9 protein-coding genes and 1 pseudogene are annotated in these 19,348 nt (G+C 60.6%); 5 read left to right on the top strand and 5 right to left on the bottom strand.

Annotated elements, in window-relative coordinates; translation table 11 throughout:
• Nucleotides 1-56 precede the first annotated feature (56 nt).
• Together HGP31_RS15065 and HGP31_RS15060 are read left to right on the top strand one after the other, a co-directional pair.
• Entirely contained in the window at nt 57-749 is a 693-nt protein-coding gene (locus HGP31_RS15065) for a 3-oxoacid CoA-transferase subunit A (protein WP_168758081.1), read from the top strand.
• Between the two features lie 8 nt (nt 750-757).
• Complete coding sequence (locus tag HGP31_RS15060) at nt 758-1,399, top strand: 3-oxoacid CoA-transferase subunit B (RefSeq protein WP_020797475.1); 642 nt, start codon at nt 758-760, stop codon at nt 1,397-1,399.
• A gap of 168 nt (nt 1,400-1,567) precedes the next feature.
• Here HGP31_RS15060 and HGP31_RS30985 read toward each other — a convergent pair.
• Together HGP31_RS30985 and HGP31_RS15050 are read right to left on the bottom strand one after the other, a co-directional pair.
• Nucleotides 1,568-1,969: pseudogene (locus HGP31_RS30985) on the bottom strand (methyl-accepting chemotaxis protein); the annotation flags it as partial.
• 786 nt (nt 1,970-2,755) lie between these two features.
• Nucleotides 2,756-4,651, bottom strand: coding sequence for a sigma-54-dependent Fis family transcriptional regulator (locus HGP31_RS15050; protein ID WP_168758080.1), 1,896 nt, complete (start codon nt 4,649-4,651; stop codon nt 2,756-2,758).
• Nucleotides 4,652-4,894: 243 nt separating this feature from the next.
• Here HGP31_RS15050 and HGP31_RS15045 point away from each other — a divergent pair, with 243 nt between their 5' ends.
• The 3 genes from HGP31_RS15045 (at nt 4,895) to HGP31_RS15035 (ending at nt 13,625) form a co-directional block, all read left to right on the top strand.
• Nucleotides 4,895-6,718, top strand: a complete 1,824-nt coding sequence (locus HGP31_RS15045) for an NAD(P)/FAD-dependent oxidoreductase (protein ID WP_168758079.1) — start codon at nt 4,895-4,897, stop codon at nt 6,716-6,718.
• A gap of 126 nt (nt 6,719-6,844) precedes the next feature.
• The gene (locus tag HGP31_RS15040; RefSeq protein WP_168758078.1) at nt 6,845-7,810 is read left to right on the top strand and encodes an endonuclease; all 966 of its coding nucleotides are present in this window, start codon (nt 6,845-6,847) and stop codon (nt 7,808-7,810) included.
• 199 nt (nt 7,811-8,009) lie between these two features.
• Nucleotides 8,010-13,625 carry a putative Ig domain-containing protein gene (locus HGP31_RS15035; protein ID WP_168758077.1) on the top strand — a complete coding sequence of 1,872 codons (5,616 nt, stop codon included), beginning with the start codon at nt 8,010-8,012 and terminating at the stop codon, nt 13,623-13,625.
• Between the two features lie 225 nt (nt 13,626-13,850).
• Here the strand turns inward: HGP31_RS15035 and HGP31_RS15030 are convergent, their stop codons facing one another.
• Genes HGP31_RS15030 through HGP31_RS15020 form a run of 3 tightly spaced genes read right to left on the bottom strand, consistent with a single transcriptional unit; the run spans nt 13,851 to nt 18,287 of the window.
• Entirely contained in the window at nt 13,851-15,200 is a 1,350-nt protein-coding gene (locus tag HGP31_RS15030; RefSeq protein WP_168758076.1) for a TolC family outer membrane protein, read from the bottom strand.
• Nucleotides 15,201-15,202: 2 nt separating this feature from the next.
• A complete protein-coding gene (locus HGP31_RS15025) occupies nt 15,203-16,573 on the bottom strand; it encodes an HlyD family type I secretion periplasmic adaptor subunit (protein ID WP_168758075.1) in 1,371 nt (456 codons plus the stop codon).
• On the bottom strand, nt 16,566-18,287 hold the full coding sequence (locus HGP31_RS15020; protein WP_033043595.1) for a type I secretion system permease/ATPase: 1,722 nt from the start codon (nt 18,285-18,287) through the stop codon (nt 16,566-16,568). Before HGP31_RS15020 ends, HGP31_RS15025 begins: the two co-directional genes overlap by 8 nt.
• Between the last annotated feature and the right edge of the window lie 1,061 nt (nt 18,288-19,348).

The raw sequence follows: 19,348 nt of genomic DNA, 5'->3' as shown, positions 1-19,348 counted from the left end.
CATGCGGTTTGGCGTCAGAGCATTCTGTTCGGCCAACTTGAAAACAGGAGTAAGCCTTGATCAATAAAACATTTGAATCCGTCGCTGCTGCACTGGACGGTATTGCCGATGGTTCGGTCATCATGGTGGGTGGCTTCGGCACTGCCGGGATGCCGTCGCAGTTGGTAGATGGCGTCATCGCTTCGGGTGCTCGCGATCTGACCATCATCAGCAACAATGCCGGCAATGGTGAAATCGGCCTGGCCGCATTACTCAAGGCCGGACGCGTTGCCAAGGTCATCTGTTCGTTTCCACGCCAATCCGATTCCTATGTATTCGACGAACTCTACCTGGCGGGAAAGGTGCAGCTTGAGGTAGTGCCGCAAGGCAATCTGGCCGAACGTATTCGTGCGGCAGGCTCTGGAATCGGTGCGTTTTATTCGCCAACCGGATATGGCACGTTGCTGGCCGAAGGCAAGGAAACCCGAGTAATCGACGGTCGCAATTATGTGCTGGAAATGCCGTTGCACGCTGATGTCGCATTGATCAAGGCCGAAAAAGGCGATCGCTGGGGCAACCTGACCTATCGCAAAGCCGCGCGAAATTTTGGACCGATCATGGCGATGGCAGCGAAAACGACAATCGCCCAGGTCAACCGGATCGTCGAGTTGGGAGAGCTGGACCCCGAACACATTGTCACCCCGGGGATCTTCGTTCAGCGCGTGGTAGCAGTGCCGCTCGCCCCTATCTCGAATGCCAACGTCAACTGAGGCCCGCCATGACTGTCATGAAAAAACTATCGCGTAGCGAAATGGCCCAACGTGTGGCCGACGATATTCTCGAAGGCTCTTACGTGAACCTGGGCATTGGCGTGCCCACGCTGGTGGCCAACTACCTGGGTGACAAGGAAGTGTTCCTGCACAGTGAAAACGGTGTACTGGGCATGGGCCCGAGTCCTGCGCCGGGCGAGGAAGACGATGACCTGATCAACGCGGGCAAACAGCATGTGACGCTGCTGCCCGGTGGGGCCTACTTTCACCACGCCGATTCGTTTTCGATGATGCGCGGTGGGCACATCGATATTGCCGTGCTTGGCGCCTTCCAGGTTTCGGTCAACGGCGACCTTGCCAACTGGCACACCGGTGCCGAAGGTTCCATTCCCGCAGTGGGTGGCGCAATGGACCTCGCGACAGGCGCACGCCAGGTGTTCGTCATGATGGATCACCTGACCAAGACTGGCGAAAGCAAATTGGTGCCGCAATGCACTTACCCGCTGACCGGCATTGGCTGCGTGACTCGGATTTATACCGACCTGGCTATTCTGGACGTGACTGCGCAAGGCTTGAAGGTGCGGGAGATCGTCGCCGATATCAGCTTTGAAGACTTGCAAGCGCTCAGTGGCGTGCCGCTGATTCGATAACGGATCGAGTTTGCGTGGCCACGCAGCCATGTTGCCGGACGACTTCAAGCGTGTCCGGCAACATGGCTGCGATGGGTTGCTTGTTCGCTGGCGGCCGGACGCAGGCTGAACTGAACGTCATCTCGACGTTGTGGCCCTGGGTCGAACTGGGAAGAAGAGTCAGCCTGTTCAGGCCGCTATCCGGGTTGCCTGCAGTGCCAACTCGTGCAAACTGGCCAAACGCTGCATGACGCGCTCGACCACTTCCAGCCTGGCCACCGCACCACTGCGCAACTCCCCCATCGATTGCAAGGCGACCTCGGCCTTGTCCAGGCCCAGGCGCGTTGAATCGGTAAGCTGTTCAAGCCCCTGACGGGCATCTTGGGCCGACTTTTCCAGGCCTGTGGCGATCTGCCGGATTTGCGCACTGGAGTCCGCTGCCTGGCGCGACAGATTACGGACCTCGTCCGCCACCACTGCAAAACCGCGGCCATGATCACCGGCCCGCGCGGCCTCGATCGCGGCATTGAGTGCCAGCAGGTTGGTATGTCGGGCGATGTCCTGGATGCTGCCGACAATCGCACCGATGCGTACCGACTGGCTGCCCAGCTCGTCGAACACCTGGTCCAGGCGCTGCAGATACTGATCCAGGTCCCCAAGCACCGCAGCCGAAGACTGCATGCTCACCGCACTGGCCTGTACCCGCTCGCCCGCGCCTCGCGCCAACTGGTTGGCAAAGCGCATGTCTTCTTCAGTTTGCAGCACCACTCGGGTCAGGTGTTCAAGTGCCACCTTTACTTGAGCCCCCGGCCAAGCGGGCTCGGCCACAGGCAACGACACAAGCGGGACCGGCGCGTTGCAAATCATCGGTTCCGGCTCCTGCTGTACAAGCACTTCAACCACCCGCACTGGCTGACGGTGATAAAGCACCGCCGCTGCCAGCAGCAACAGGTCGATGATGCCGGCATATATCAGGTGCAGGCCGTTGCCGGCAGCGAGCAGCAACACCGCGCTGCCAGCGGCAACCAAGGCCAATCGCGCCAGAATTTTATTGCTCATACTTGTCTCCAGGTCACTCACAGCAACGTCCAGGTGTAGCTCAGGATCCGTGTGCTCTTATTGTTGTTATGAACGAGGCAAGGCGTGGCGGCAGCACTGTTGCGCGCCATGTAAAGCACCGTTACGCAGGAAGCAAGTGGAAGGTATTGAGACGGTGAGAGTGGCAATATCCGCTTTGCGCTTATCGCTATCCGCTTTGTGCAAAGGCACGACATAGATGCTGATCACCGTGCGTACCGATACTGCAAAGACCGAAGGCAAAATCAATGACGCCAACGTACCGATCAAGGTGTTCTGAACAGCATGAGCGCGCCCTGCTCAACCCGGTCGTGAAATACCGTGCTGACGCAGTTTGCGATAGAGCGTATTGCGGCTAATCCCCAGGCGTGCGGCAACATGGGCGATATGCCAGTGTTCTGCCTCAATCAACGTCAGCAGCGTCTGCCGTTCGGATACCCCAAGCGGATTTTCAGCCAGCGCGGCGGTCGCTGGCGGTTCCGGCAGCAACTCTGCCAAGTCGTCCAGGGTGACACGTCCCTCCAACGCCAACGCCACCAGTGTGCGCAAACACGTGCGCAACTGCCGGACATTGCCCGGCCACGGCTGTTTCAGCAAGCGATCCCTGACGCCTGCCTCCAGCCGAATCCTTGCACCTTTGGTCTCTTCGCGTAGCAGCAGGTCGAGCAAACTGCCTTTGTCTGATCGTTCGCGCAACGGCGGGAGCTGCACGGCGAATCCGGCGATGCGATAAAACAGATCTTCGCGAAAGCGCCCTTCGGCCACACAGGTCTGCAGATCCTGGTGGCTGGCACTGATAAGGCGTACGTCGAGGGGACGCGCCGTCGAGCTACCTAGCGGCACCACTTCACGCTCCTCCAGCACCCGCAACAAGCGAGTCTGTAACGCCAGTGGCATATCGGCGATCTCATCGAGAAATAGAATGCCGCCATGGGCCTGTTCCAGCTTACCGATCATCCCGTCCTTGCGTGCGCCGGTGAAGCTGCCGCCGCGATAGCCGAACAGTTCGCTCTCGATCAGCGTTTCTGGAATGGCCGCACAATTGATCGCCACAAACGGCTGGCTAGCCCTGGCGCTGGCGCGATGCAGCGCCGTCGCAAAGGCTTCTTTGCCGGTACCGGTTTCGCCCTGCAGAAACACCGGAACGTCACGTTCCAAAACACGCAATGCGCGAGCAAAGCCGCGTTGCAGGCGCGGGTCTTCCAGGCACACGCGCACATCGTTGATCTTGGGGATAGCAGGAGTGACCAAAGGCACCTGGCGCAGGGGTTCTCGCAACTGCCCGTAGAGCAGGCGCCCGTCCACCAGCCGCATTGGCCAACAGACACTCGGCTGGGCGCTGGCCTGACTCATCACCTGATCGATAGGTGTTTCCAGCAGCATCGTCAGAGATTGACCGATCAATTGATCACGGCTGAGGCCCAGCAGATCCAGCGCCGCTTGATTGACGGAACAGATACGGGCGCCCTCGTCGAAACTGAGCAGTCCTTCACCCAGCAGCCCAACGAAGCCGGCCTCAGGATGGAAGCGCAGCAAGTATCGTTGCGGATCATGCCCCAGGAAAAAACAGTTCTCGATCAACTTGGCTGACAGGTTGGTCAATGCCATGGCCTGGAAGTGTTGCTGAAGACTGTGGTCATCCCTTGCAGAAGAGAGGTTGAGCACGGCAAGCAACTCTCCACCGGCATCGAATATCGGGCTGGCCGAACAGGTCAGGCCGACGTGTTTGCCACGGAAATGCTCATCTCGACGGATGGTCACATGTTGGCGCTCGACCAGGCAGGTGCCGACACCGTTGGTGCCCTCACAATCCTCACTCCACACCGAGCCGAGCCACAGCCCGGAGCGCTGGGCATCGGCGCGTTCCGATTCGTTGAACACACTGTCGATCGCCACACCGCGCGCATCGGTGAGTAGCACCACGTGGCCGTCACGACCGAGTTGCTGGTGCAAATTGCCCATCTGCCAATGCGCCACAGCGATGATGTGTTCCAGTGGCCCGCGGTGATCCTGCAAGCGTGCTTGTTCAACCACATTAGGTGCGCGGCGGCTGGCCGGATCGAGCTGATACTGATCCAGGCATCGGCGCCAGGAGCGTGTGATGGCCAGGTCAGCAACAGGACTGTGGCTGGCGATAGTGCCCTGCACAGCTTGTAGCACTTGTTGTGCATGGGCGTTGATCAAAGCCGGCTTCATTGTTCTTGTTCTCCGTTACGGTCAGGACACGGGGCTGCTTGCAGCTTATATGAAAAGACGGCAACGAGCGTTTTTTGCACCGAGTGACACTCTGTCACCCCCCATTCCCGGATTCGTGACATAGATCCGCATCAAAGCCTGTCCAATACTGCGCCAGCCGCTCTGCAACGAGGCTTTCATGAAGATGGCCCGGGCCTTGCTCTAGTGCAAGTCGTACAAAAACAACAAGATCGGAGATGCCCCATGAACATCGCTGTTGAAACACCTCTGAACACGCCCACTGCTCAGCTCGCGACCTGGGTCGAAACCCTCGGCGAGCGCCTCGCCCAACGTGATGTGGACGGCGCGTTGGAATTGTTTGCCGAGGAGTGTCACTGGCGGGACCTGCTACTTTTCAGCTGGAACCTGGTGACCTTGGAAGGCAAGCCTGCCATCCGGGATATGCTCGAAACGCGCCTCGACCAGACTCGTCCCGGGCGATGGATACTGGAAGGTGAGGCGACGCTGAACAACGGTGTGCTCGAAGGCTGGATCAGCCTGGAAACCGACGCGGCGCGAGGTAAAGGCTACGTGCGCTTGAAGGAAGGCTTGTGCTGGACGCTGCTGACGACCATGCGTGAGCTCAAGGGTTATGAAGAACCCAGCGGCCGCCGTCGCCCAATGGGGGCCAGTCATGGTCACGCCCATGCCGACAAACGCAACTGGCTGGAGCGCCGTCGTGATGAAGAAGCCGCGCTCGGTATCACCAGCCAACCGTACTGCCTGATCGTGGGCGGCGGCCAGGGCGGGCTGGGGCTCGCAGCACGGCTCAAGCGAATGGGCGTACCAACCCTGATCGTCGACAAGGCCGAACGGCCTGGCGATCAGTGGCGCGGTCGCTACAAGTCGCTGTGTTTGCACGACCCGGTCTGGTACGACCACATGCCCTACCTGCCCTTCCCCGATCACTGGCCGGTCTTCACCCCGAAAGACCAGATTGGCGACTGGCTGGAAATGTACACCAAAGTCATGGAGCTCAATTATTGGCCGCGCACAGAATGCGTGAGCGCCAGCTTTGACGAACAAAGTGCCACCTGGAAGGTTGAAGTGCAGCGCGATGGCGAGCGTCTGACTTTGCAGCCGACCCAGTTGATCCTCGCCACCGGCATGTCTGGCGTACCCAATGTGCCCAGTTATCCGGGTGCCGAGGCATTCAAAGGCCAGCAGCATCATTCCAGCCGCCATCCCGGCGGAGACGCCTGGAGCGGCAAGCGTGCGGTGGTCATCGGTGCGAACAATTCGGCTCACGACATCTGCGCCGACCTGGTGGAGAACGGCGCCGAGGTGACCATGGTGCAGCGCTCCAGCACCCACATCGTGCGTTCCGACAGTTTGATGGAGCTCGTCTTCGGCGGGCTCTACTCTGAAGACGCCGTGGAATCGGGTTTGACCACGGACAAGGCTGACATGCTGTTCGCCTCGATCCCCTACAAGGTCATGCCAAGCTTTCATCAACCCGTCTTTGACGCGATCAAGGAGCGTGACAAGGACTTCTACGAGCGCTTGGCCAAGGCCGGCTTCATGCTCGATTTCGGTGACGACGAGTCCGGCCTTTTCATGAAGTACGTACGCCGTGGTTCTGGTTACTACATCGACGTCGGCGCCTCTGAACTGATCGCCAACGGCACGATCAAGCTCAAGAGCGCGCCTGGCCTGGGTGTCGAACGCATCGAAGCGGATGCCGTCGTGCTCAACGATGGCAGCCGGCTGCCGGCAGATCTGATCGTCTACGCCACGGGCTATGGCTCAATGAATGGTTGGGCGGCGAAGCTTATTTCCCAGGAAGTCGCTGACAAGGTCGGTCGTTGCTGGGGCTTGGGTTCCGGAACCACGAATGATCCTGGCCCCTACGAGGGCGAACTGCGGAACATGTGGAAGCCAACCCAGCAGGAGAACCTCTGGTTCCACGGCGGCAACCTGCATCAATCAAGGCATTATTCGCTGTATCTGGCGCTGCAGTTGAAGGCGCGCTTCGAAGGGATCAACACATCCGTCTACCGCCTTGCAAAGCGTCACCATACCGGCTGAGTCAAATGGCGCCCAGCCTTGGCTGGGCGCCTCTGCACTCTGGCCCCAGTGGGGCTTCTGCTTCTCCATCCGTTGCCATCGAGTCGTGCGTATAATGCGTTTCCTTTCAATCGCTTAAGCTGTCCAATGAAAAAACTGCTTGCTATCGTAGCGCTGTCGCTCTCGATCATTACCCCCGCCTTTTCCAGTCCTCCATCGACCTTCTCCGAAGCCAAGGTCGTCGCAAAGCAGAAGATCTACCTCGACCAGGCGAACAGCGCCATGGGCGAGTTGTATTGCGGCTGCAAATGGACGTGGGTCGGTAAGTCGGGTGGCCGTATCGATGCCGAATCATGCGGCCTGAAGGCCAGGAAACAAGAGAATCGTGCGCAACGGACTGAGTGGGAACACATCGTTCCCGCCTGGACGTTCGGTAACCAACGCCAATGCTGGAAGAACGGCGGGCGCGAGCACTGTGTAGACGATGATCCTGTGTTTCGGGCAATGGAAGCAGACCTGTTCAACCTCTACCCATCTGTTGGAGAGGTGAACGGCGACCGGAGTAATTTCAACTACGGCATGGCCGCCGGGATAGCGCCGCAGTATGGCCAATGCAAGACGCGGGTGGATTTCGACCAACAGGCTGCGGAACCGCGTGACGAGGTCAAAGGGCTGGTTGCCCGAACAACCTTTTACATGTTCGACAGATACAAACTGAGCATGTCACGTCAGCAGCAACAGCTACTGATGGCTTGGGACAAGCAGTACCCGGTTTCGCCTTGGGAAATAGAGCGGGATCGACGCATTGCAGCGATCATGGGGCACTCCAATCCATTCGTAACGGGCGAGCGTCGATGGTCGCAAGGATACAAGGCAGTGGGTGATGGGGTGGTTAGCGCCATTCCTGTCAATCCTCCGCGAACAGCAGCCCAGCCAACCTTGGCCAGCGCGACCGGCGCAGGCTTGATCATTGGCAACCGAAATAGCCAGGTCTACCACCTCTCCATCGGGTGCCCTGGGTATGCTCAGATGTCCGCAAAAAATCAGATCTCCTTCACGTCAGAATCTGAAGCTCAGGCGGCGGGATATCGAAAGGCAGGCAACTGCAAATAGTGGATTTGCCGCCCCCGGCAACGTCAAGATAACGGCCTTTCCAGCAAAGGCCGTTCCGACCACTGATCATTTATATTCGTATTTTTCCCGTACTTCCGATATGCGGTCATAACTTTCGCGTTCCTCCGAGTCTTAACAAGCTGATCGTCGATGGAATATTGGCGTGCGCTGCGGTTTAGCCTGTTACGGAGATAAGTTAATGATATTCAACGTACAAAATTTTGGCGCTAAAGGCGATGGAAGTACCGACGACACGGCGGCGATACAGAGTGCCATTGATGCGGCAGCTGCTGCAGGTGGCGGTCAGGTGTATATGCCAGCCGGAACCTATATCGTTTCCGCAGGCACGGAACCCTCAGACGGTTGCCTGATGCTCAAGAGCAACGTCTACCTGTACGGAGACGGCATGGGCGTCACCAACGTCAAGGTGGCCGACGGCTCCGACACCAAGATCACGGGCGTTATCCGCTCTGCCTATGGTGAGGAAACCCACGATTTCGGGGTCAGTAATCTCACCATCGACGGCAACCGCGACAACACCACGGGCAAGGTCGACGGTTGGTTCAACGGCTACATTCCCGGCGAAGAAGGCTACGATTCCAACGTCACCCTCGACAGCGTCGAGATCAAGGATTGCTCCGGGTATGGTTTCGATCCCCACGAGCAGACCGTCAACATGGTCATCAAGAACAGCGTGTCCCATGGCAATGGCCTGGACGGCTTCGTCGCTGACTTCCTGAGCGACAGCACCTTTGAAAACAACATCGCCTACGACAACGACCGCCACGGTTTCAACGTCGTTACCAGCACCCACGACTTTACCCTGACCAATAACATTGCCTACGACAACGGCGGCAATGGCATCGTGGTGCAGCGCGGCAGCGAGGACATCCCCTCCCCGAGCAATATCACCATTACCGGTGGCGAGGTGTACGGCAACGGCGCCGAAGGGGTGCTGATCAAGATGTCCAGCGAGGTGACTGTCAGCGGCGTCGATATCCACGACAACGCCAGCGCCGGGGTGCGCATCTACGGCAGCAATCACGTCGAGATCATCGACAACACGCTCAACAACAACTCCCTTGGCAACCCCGTTCCGGAAATCATCATCCAGTCCTACGACGACACCCTGGGCGTGTCCGGCAAGTACTTCAACGGCAGTGACAATACGATCCAGGGCAACATCATCAGCGGCAGCGACCTGTCGACCTATGGCGTTGCAGAGCGCAATGAAGACGGCACCGATCGCAACGCCATCGTCGGCAACACCATCAGCCACACCAGCAAAGGCGCGACGCTGGTCTATGGCGACGGCAGCTACGCCAGTGCCACGGTGCCGATGACCACTGTGCAAGGCACGGCTGGCAACGACACCCTGCTGGGCAGCACCGCCAGCGAGATCTTCTTCGGCGCAGCCGGGAACGACACCATCAACGGCGGAGCCGGTGCCGACATTCTGGTGGGCGGTGCGGGCATCGACAAACTCACGGGCGGTACCGGCGCCGATACCTTCCGTTTCTCCTCGCAGTCCGACAGTTACCGCAACGCCACAGCAAGCTTCGATGACACGATCACCGACTTCGACGTCACCCAGGACAAGATCGACCTCGCCGGCCTTGGTTTCACCGGCCTGGGCAATGGCCGTGGCGGCACGCTGCAGGTCAGCTACAGCGCCAGCAATGACCGTACCTACATCAAGGACTACGATGCCGACGCCAGCGGCAATCGCTTCGAGCTGATTCTTTCGGGCAATCTCGCCAGCACCCTGACCGCCAGCAATTTCATCTTCAATCGAGTAATCACCGGCACCAGCGCCAGTGACGCGTTGTCCGGCAGCGATTCGGCCGACACCTTGCTTGGCCTGGCAGGTAACGACAGCCTGGCTGGTGGCGCGGGCGATGACAAGCTTGACGGCGGCGCCGGCATGGACAGCCTTTCCGGTGGCGCCGGAGCGGACACTTTTGTCTTCTCCAGCCGCATGGACAGTTATCGCAACTACAACACTGGCGGCGCCAACCTCAGCGACGTGATCACCGATTTCGATATCAGCGCCGACAAGATCGACCTCTCGGCCATCGGTTTTACCGGCCTGGGCGATGGCAAGAACAACACCGTGTACCTGGCGCTCAACAGTACCGGCACCAAGACCTACATCAAGTCGCTGGCCGCCGACGCCGATGGTAACCGTTTCGAAGTGACGCTCACTGGCAACTACCTCGACAAGCTGACCAGCGCCAACTTTGTCTTCGCTACGGCGTCTACGACCAACCAGGCGCCGGTGCTGGCTACCCCCCTGCTCGATCAGAACGCCACGGAAAGCACCCCGTTCAGCTACGTGGTGCCGGCCACCAGCTTCACCGATCCGGATAACGACAGCCTCAGCTACATCGCCAAACTGGCCGATGGCAGCGCCCTGCCCGCCTGGCTGACGTTCGATGCAGCGACTCGTACGTTCAGCGGAACACCGAGCGATACCGCATCGGGCACTTACTCTATCCAGGTCACCGCGACGGATGGCAGCAACGCCACGGTCAGCGACAGCTTTACCCTCGCGGTGCAGGATGTGCCGGCCTCTTCCACGCAGATCAACGGCACGCCGAACAATGACACCCTGACCGGCACCGCTGCCAATGAACAACTGTTCGGTGGCGCCGGCAACGACACGCTCAATGGCGGCGCGGGCAACGATATCCTGGTGGGTGGCACGGGGGCGGACAAGCTCACCGGCGGCGCGGGTGCCGATGTGTTCCGCTACACCTCGTCACTCGACAGTTACCGCACCAGTTCCACCAGCGTCAGCGACCAGATCCTCGATTTCGACGTGACCGCCGACAAGATCGATGTGGCGGCGCTTGGCTACACGGCCCTGGGCAACGGTCTGAATGGCACCCTGCAACTGACCTACAGCGCGTCGACCAACCGCACTTACCTCAAGGACCTCACCGTCGACGCCAACGGCAACCGCTTCGAAGTGTCGATGGCGGGCAACCTGGTGAGCAGTCTGACGGCGAGTCATTTTGTCTTCGCCGGCCAGAACACCTCGAGCAATGTCGCGCCGGTGGTGACCATTCCCCTGCTCGACCAGAACGCCACCGAAAGCACGCCATTCAGTTACACGGTGGCCCGTGACAGCTTCACCGACGCCAACCAGGATGCATTGGTCTATACCGCGACCCTGGCCGACGGCAGCGCCCTGCCTGCCTGGCTGAGTTTCAACGCCACCAGCCTTTCGTTCAGCGGCACGCCGCTGAGCACGGCGTCCGGCAATTACAACGTCCTGGTCAAGGCCACCGATCCATCGGGAGCCTCGGTCAGCGACAGCTTCGCCCTGGCGGTGGCCGATGCGCCGGCCACTACCATCGCCGGCACCAACAATGCCGAAACCCTCAACGGCACGACGGGCGCGGACCTGATCCTTGGCCTGGGTGGCAATGACACCATCAAGGCCGGCACCGGCGCGGACATCCTTGACGGTGGCGCTGGGCGCGACTCGCTGTACGGAGGCGATGGCGCCGACACCTTCCGCTACACCGACGTGCTCGACAGCTACCGTGACTACGACACCGGCGGCATCACGGCCACCGACACCCTGTATGACTTCACCGTGGGCGTCGACAAGATCGATGTGTCGGGCCTTGGCTTTCTCGGTCTCGGCGACGGCAGCAATGGCACGCTGTACATGACCCTTAACGCCGCTGGTGACAAGACCTACGTCAAGTCCGCCACAGCGGATGCCGACGGCAACCGCTTTGAGATTGCCCTCAATGGCAATTACCTCAACACCCTGACCGCCAGCGACTTCGTGTTCGGCGAGCGCGCGCAACAGGACATCCTCTATCTGCCCACCCTCGGTCAATCCAATGCGCGCCTGTTGCGCATGACCGAAGACGACGATCAGTCCGGCACCTCGATGCTGGTCAAGGACCTGGACCGCTACACGCCTTATGACGTGCGCAGCCAGTTCACCGACGCCGATGGCAACGGTATCGACATCGCGGTAGGTGGCAGCACGGTCAACGGCCTGTCGACCTTGGGCGCCGAGGAGCTCAAGTTGTGCTGGTGGTTGACCGACACCGACCAACCCGGGCCCGCGCTGTTGCGTGCCGTCGCGTTGCTGGGGGACCAACTCAGCGAACTGCAATCGATCGATAACGTCACCATGGGCATCATTTGGGGACAGGGCGAAGAAGCCGCCCAGGAGATCGGCCGCGCCACCGACAAAACCGCGGCAGCCGCGGCCTACAAGGCCGCAACCCTGAAGGTGTTTGATTACCTGCATACCCAGTTCGGCAGTTTCAGCGTGTACATGATGGAAACCGGCCACTACCAGGAGGATGCGGCGCGCGCCCGTGGTTATGCGCCAGAGAAGATTGCCGCCATCGTCGAGGGCGTCGGCTACGTTCGCGCAGTCCAGGAACAAATCGCCGCCGAGCGCGCCGACGTCAAGCTGGCGGTGGACTACACCGACCTGCCTTTGCGTTATGAAGTCGATCCGCTGGTGTATCCCGACGACGTCTGGCACCTGCATGAGGAATCGGCGGAAATCGTCGGCCAGCGCCTGGCCGACTACATCGCCAATGACCTTGGCTTCCAAGGCAACCCCAGCGACAACAATAGTGTTCAGGCGATTTTCGACAACGCTCAAAACCAGGGCGGCATGATCTCCGGTACTGACCAGGCCGATACCTTGGTGGGCAGCTCGGGCAATGACACCCTGGATGGCGACCTGGGTGCCGACACCATGACCGGTGGCGACGGCAATGACATCTATGTGGTCGATAACGCATCCGACAGCGTGGTTGAGACCAACACCTCACCCGCGCAGATCGATACGGTACAGGCCTCGGTCAGTTGGACCTTGGGCGCCAATCTGGAAAATCTGGTGCTTACCGGTGTGTCGGAGATCGACGGTAACGGTAATGAGCTGCGTAACTTCATCACCGGCAATGCCGCCGCCAACGTGCTCAATGGTGCCGCAGGGGCCGACAGCATGAGTGGCGGCGACGGTAACGACACCTACTATGTCGACAACGTCGACGACAGCGTGATCGAGGCCCAAAGCAATCCGGTGCCAGGAGGTATCGACAGCGTGCACAGCAGTTTGGCGGCCTACACCCTCAGTGCCAATGTCGAAAACCTGTATATCGATAGCACCGGCGCCGCCAACGGAACAGGCAATGCGTTGGACAACACACTGTTCGCCGCAGCGGGCAACAATGTGCTGGACGGGCGCGAGGGTAATGACACCGTGTCTTTCGAACGCGCCCTGTCCGGTGTCACCGTCACGCTCTCGACGTCAGCGCAACAAAACACAGTGGGTTCAGGGCTCGACACCTTGAAGTTCTTCGAAAACCTGACCGGCAGTGCCTACGCCGACAGTCTGTCGGGCAACAGCGCGGCGAACGTACTCAACGGCGGTGCGGGCAACGATACGCTGGTGGGCGGTTCCGGCGATGACCGCTTGATCGGCGGAGCAGGCACCGACACGCTCACCGGTGGCACGGGTGCGGACACTTACGCATTTGGTGCGCTGTCGGACATGGGTATTGGGGATTTGCGCGATGTGATCAATGGCTTCAAGACCACTGAGGGCGATCACCTGGATTTCACCGGCCTGGACGCCAACCCGTTGACCGCCACTGTCGATACCTTCACCTTCATCGGCAGCAACGCGTTCGACCCTGCCAACGCCACCGGCCAGCTGCGCTTTGCCGATGGCATTCTCTACGGCAGCGTCAACGCCGACGCCACCCCGGAGTTCGAGTTCGCACTGGTGGGGGTCAAGGAGCTGCACGCCAGCGATTTCACCGCATGAGTCAACACCTGTAGGCGCGAGCCCGCTCGTGAAGCGGTGGCAGATCCAGCATGGATGCTGACCGACCCACCGCTTTCGCGGGCAAGCCCGCTCCCACAGGTGGTTTGTCGTGCCCACAAATCCAAGGACAACCACAAATCAAAATGTGGGAGCGGGCTTGCCCGCTCCCACAGGGATTTGCACTTTGAGGGGAGGCAGGCGTCAATCTTGCCCTTGCTTCATGTCTCAGAACAGGTTTTGCACTTGCTCCAGGACTGCCCGGTTCATCTGGCCGGTATGGGTGTGCAGGCTTACATAGCTTTGCAGCATGTCTAGCTTGGTATTGAGCAAATCCCGTCGTGCCTGGAACACCCGCTGCTGGGCATCGAGAATATCCACCGTGGACCGCACGCCACCCTGGAAACCTTTTTGAGTGGAGATCAGCGCCCGCTGATTGGACTCCACCGCCCGCTGCATGGCCTTGCTCTTGGCAAATCCGGCCACCACACCCAGGTAGTCGGCCTCGATATCCTCGGCCAATTGTTGGCGCTGTACATCATAATCGGACTGGGCGCCGGCCACCTGGGCCTCGGCCTTGGCCACCGACGCACGCACCGCACCGCCGTTATACAACGGGATATCCAGTTGAACCCCCACGTAATAGGCGTCCTGTCGCGGGTCTTGCTCCTGATACTGACGGTTTTCCCTGCGACTTAGCTGGCTGGTCAGCGACAAGGTCGGATAATGCCCGGCGCGTTGGCTGTCGGCCTGGGCCTCGGCGACTTTCACCGCCGCCAGCCGCGCTGCCAGCTCGGGGTTGGCTTCACGGGCAATGTCCGTCCAGTACGACAGATCCCGTTCCGGCGGAATCGGGGTGCCAGCGGGCAGCTCTTCGTCCATCGCCTGGATGTCATCGATGGCGACACTGGCGCGACCGGACAATGCCCGCAACGCCGCCACCCGACGAGCCTGGGCCTCGGCCTCCTGGGCTTCGACCAGGTCGAGCCGGGCCTGGGCTTCATCAACATCGGTGATCGCGCCCTGCCCGCCCTGGTAGAGTTTTTTGCTCTGCGTCACCAACCCGTTGATGGCGGCCTTTTGCTGGGCGATCAACTTGATCTCGTTCTCGGCCCGGGCGACGTCGAAGTATCCTTTCGCAACCCGGTCGTACAGTGTCTGGCCGGCAACGTCGAACAATTGGGTACCCAATTGCCCACGCGCCTTGCCCTCCTGATACGCCGCCCAGCGCCCCTTGTCGTACAGCGGTTGCTGCGCCGCCAGGGTGACATTGTTCGACTGGTAATCGTTACTGTTGACGTAACTGCTGTCATCGCCGCCATCGGTACGACCGCCGTAGCCGTAGCGCGACGTCAGCGACACTTGCGGATAGAGGCCACCGCGGCCGATCGCCTCTTCATGGGTCGACGCCTCAAAGGCATGGGCGGCCGATTGCACGGTCGGGTCGTTGACGCGCGAAGCATCGTACGCGGCGGTCAGGCTCAGTGCCTCCTGGGACGCCCAGACGGGACTGAATGCTCCCCAACCGGTACACAGACTCAGCAACAGGCGGGCGCTATAACGGAACCGTACGGTCATGCTCATTCCTCTTTGAAGGCTGCGAGCAAGCGTTCGCGCAAGGGTTTCATCAGGTAGTTCATCAAGGTGCGCTCACCCGTGACCACCGTGACGTCGGCCAGCATGCCTGGGCGCACCAGCAGGCCGGCGGTCTGTAGCGACACCACGGTGTCTGCGGGAATTTCCACCTTGGCGGAAAAATACGGCTGGTGGGTCTGTTCATCGATCAACTGGTCGGCCGACACCGTCGTCACCGTGCCGGTGACCGTCGGGGTGTCCACCCGTTGCAGCGCCGTGAAATGCACGTGCACCGGCAGCCCCGGACGCAATTTATTGGCCATCAACGGCTCGAAACGCGCGGTGATCGCCATCGGCGCATCCAGCGGCACCACCTGCATCAGGGTTTGACCGGCCTGCGCAACGCCGCCGACCGTATGAATGCTCACGTCCATTACCTGCCCGGACACCGGTGCCCGGATCGCACCGTTGTCGACTTCAAACTCAAAGGCCTGGATCTGATCGGCATAGCCTGACGCCTCGGCCGAGACTTCACTGAGCTGGATTTCAGCATCGCGACGAAATTCCTGCTGCGCCTGCAAGGCCTTGAGCCGACTTTCATTGATCGCCTGGCGTGTCCGGCCGATATCGCCCACCCCGGAAGCGATTTGCCCGGCCATCTGGGCGGCGTTGCGCTCGGCCTCGAACAGCTTGTTGCGTGCCACATAGCCCTCGCGAGCCAGCTCACGCAGGCCTTCGAGCTCCTGCTGCTGGAAGCGCATCTGCGTGTCGTAGTTGCGCTTGACGCCTTCGTAGCCAAGCAATTGCTGCTGCAAGGCCGCGGCTTCGTGTTCGATGATCTGCAAGCGACTGCCCAATTCTGCGCGACGGGTCTCAAACAGCTGGCTCTGCAAGGCCATGGCGGCCTTGACCCGGGGCTCTTCAGCGTGGTCCAGCAGTTCGGCGGGCCATTGGATGCCGGTTGTGCCCAAGCGCTCGGCAATCAACCGCGCCTCGACGCTGCGAGCGTTGAGCAACTTGCCCCGGGTCACGTCGAGTTGTGACCGCGCTTGCACCGTGTTGAGCTGCACCAGCAACTGCCCCTGGTTGACGCGGTCGCCATCGCTGACCAACAGTTTTTCCACAACGCCACCCACCAACGACTGCACCGCTTTGCGTTCGCCCGCCACGACCACCGTGCCGCTGCCCACGACTCCCTGGTCGAGCGGCGCCAAGCAGGCCCATAGCAGGAATCCGCCAAGCGCCAGGACCAGGAAACCCACGCCATAGCGCGCCACGCTTCCCGCGTCGGTATTGGCACCCGCCGGCGCCGGGTTTGCGCGCAGGATCGGTCGCTGCTCGCTGTACACCTGTGTGCCCGGAGTCAGATCATGCATCTTCGCCAGCCTCCTTGACCGCTGCCGGCCTTGGCGCCGCAATCAATGCCTTGAGCACCCGATCCCGTGGACCGAAGGCTTGTTGGGTGCCGTCCTTGAGCACCAGGATGTGATCGACCACCGCCAGTACATTGGGTCGATGGGTTATCAGTACCACGGTGCTTCCGGCCGCCTTGAGCGCACGAATAGCCTGGACCAGCGCCAACTCTCCGGCTTCATCGAGATTGGAGTTCGGCTCATCTAGCACGATCAGCGACGGAAGCCTGTAAAGTGCGCGGGCCAGCCCCAGGCGCTGCTTTTGTCCGCCGGACAAGCCAAGCCCGCCGGGGCCCAACGGCGTGTCGTAACCCTTGGGGAACTTCAGGATCATCTCGTGAATGCCGGCATGACGTCCGGCCGCGATGATCTTGTCGGCGTCCTGCTCACCGAAGCGGGCAATATTGTCGGCCACGCTGCCGTCGAACAATTCAATGTCCTGTGGCAGGTATCCGAGGTAGGGGCCCAAGGCGTCGTGAGACCATTGACTGATCTCGGCGTCGTCCAGGCGCACCGATCCGCCCATCGCCGGCCAGATCCCGACCAGCGCCCTGGCCAGCGTTGATTTGCCACTGGCGCTGGGGCCGACGACAGCGAGCACTTCGCCGCTGGCCAGGCTGAAATTGATCCCGCGCAGGATCGGTTGCGAGGCACCGGGCGGGCCAACGTACACCTGCTCCAGACGTACTGCGCCGGTGGGTGGCGGCAAAGGCATACGCAGGCGCTCGCGCGGGTGTTGGGCAAGCAGCAGGCTCAGGCGCTGGTAACTCTGACGGCCAGCGGTGAATTGCTTCCACGAGCCGATGGCGATTTCCACGGGTGCCAGGGCGCGCCCCAACAGCAGCGACATGGCGATCATCATGCCCGCCGATAACTGGCCTTCGAGCACCAGCAATGCGCCCAGGCCCAGGGCCAGCGACTGCCCGGAGATGCGCACGAAACGTGTCATCGAAGTGATCCGCGCGCTTCGGTCGCTGGCATGGGCCTGGGCGGCAACGATGCGCTGCTGCAGCAGGCTCCAGCGCTGGCGTAATGGCCCGAGCATGCCCAGGGCCTGGATGACTTCGGCATTCTGGAAGGAGCTGTTTAGGTAAATCGAGGACTGCACGCCGAGCCGATTGGCTTCGCCCAGAGGCGTTCGAGTCGCCAACTCGCCCCACAGGGCCAGACCGATCAGCACCAGGGCCAGCACCACCGTCAGCACGCCGAACCAGGGGTGGATAATGAACGCTACCAGCACAAAAATCGGCAACCAGGGCGCATCGAGCAACGCAATCAGGCCCTGGCCGGTGATCAATTGCCGTAGCGTCGCCAAATCGATGAGCACTTGCGCCGGGTTGGCGTTGTGTTCGCGAAGACTGCGGGCGAAAGCCGCGTCGAAAATCCGCTCACCCAAGGCATCGTCAAGCCCCGCGCCCATGCGAATCATCACCACACCGCGAACCCATTCGATCAGGGCGCTGAACATCAACAGGCCCAGGGCGATGAAGGTGAGCATGAACAACGTGGTTTCGTTGCGACTGGTGAGTACCCGGTCGTACACCTGCATCATGTAGAGCGACGGCACCAGCACCAGCAGGTTGATCACACCACTGAACAGCGCCAACGACCAGAACACCCGGCGGTAGCTTAATAGAGCGGCATCGATGTCGTGCCGTGGATCGAGAAGAGAACCCAATAGAATGTCGCTCGTAAAAGAATGAGTCGGTTCGGGACGCAATCCATCGCGAGCATAAGCCCAAGGGGCGATACACTAAATGCAGCCTGACGTGCCGCTATCAGAGACGAATCTCGTCGTTAGAGGCGCCAATAACTGACAACGTGACTTCGGGATAGTGCCGGTCATGGACATCGGGCTTTTAATTGGGTGACGGGCGGGTATGTTGCGCATCGGCACGGGCGCTTGTTGTTGGAGTACAGGTTCATTGCTGCGGTAGCGGCGGCTTAGGGTTTCGCTTCGCCCCACTGCCAGAACGAAGGCATTGCTCCGTGGGTCGCCTGCGATCAACAGCAAAGCGAGGCGGCCTTAAAGCCGACCTGACTTTGACGGGTGCACTTGGATCCCCTGTAGGAGCCAGCCTGCTGGCGATTGATCGTTCCCACGCGCAGCAAAGGAATGCCGCCAGGGACGCTCCGCGTTCCGCTGACGACGCATTAATTGAGCCGTGCGCGACGGTGATGCGGGGCGTCACAGGAAGCCCTGTGTGAAATTGGTTGTCGGAGTGCATATCCATTGGTGCGGTAACGGCGGCTTATGGTTTCGCTTTTACAGCGACTCCCTTTTTCAAACGCCAAAAAGGAAGCAAAAGGCTTTGCCCCACCACTCGGTGCCTCGCTTAGGCTCGGCATGCCCTCTCTCCGGCATTGCTCCGTGGGTCGCCGCGATGGGCTGTCCCTGGCCCAGCGCGGCTAAACCGGCGTCCTGCCGGTTTCCCCACTGCGCAATGCCTGCGTTCAGCCATCGTGGTTAACGGGGCGCCCGCGATCAACAGCAAAGCGAGGCGGCCTTAAAGCCGACCTGACTTTGACGGGTGCACCTGAATCCCCTGTTGGCGATTGATCGTTCCCACGCTCTGCGTGGGAATGCCGGCAGGGACGCTCTGCGTTCCACTGACGACGCATTAATTGAGCCGTGCGCAACGGTGATGCGTAGCGTCACAGGAAGCCCTGTGTGAAATTTGCTGTCGGAGTGCATATCCATTGCTGCGGTAACGGCCTCCTATGGTTTCGCCCTTACGG

Source organism: Pseudomonas umsongensis (assembly GCF_012647205.1).
Lineage (GTDB): Bacteria > Pseudomonadota > Gammaproteobacteria > Pseudomonadales > Pseudomonadaceae > Aquipseudomonas > Aquipseudomonas umsongensis.
This window is presented reverse-complemented; position numbering and strand designations above follow the sequence as displayed.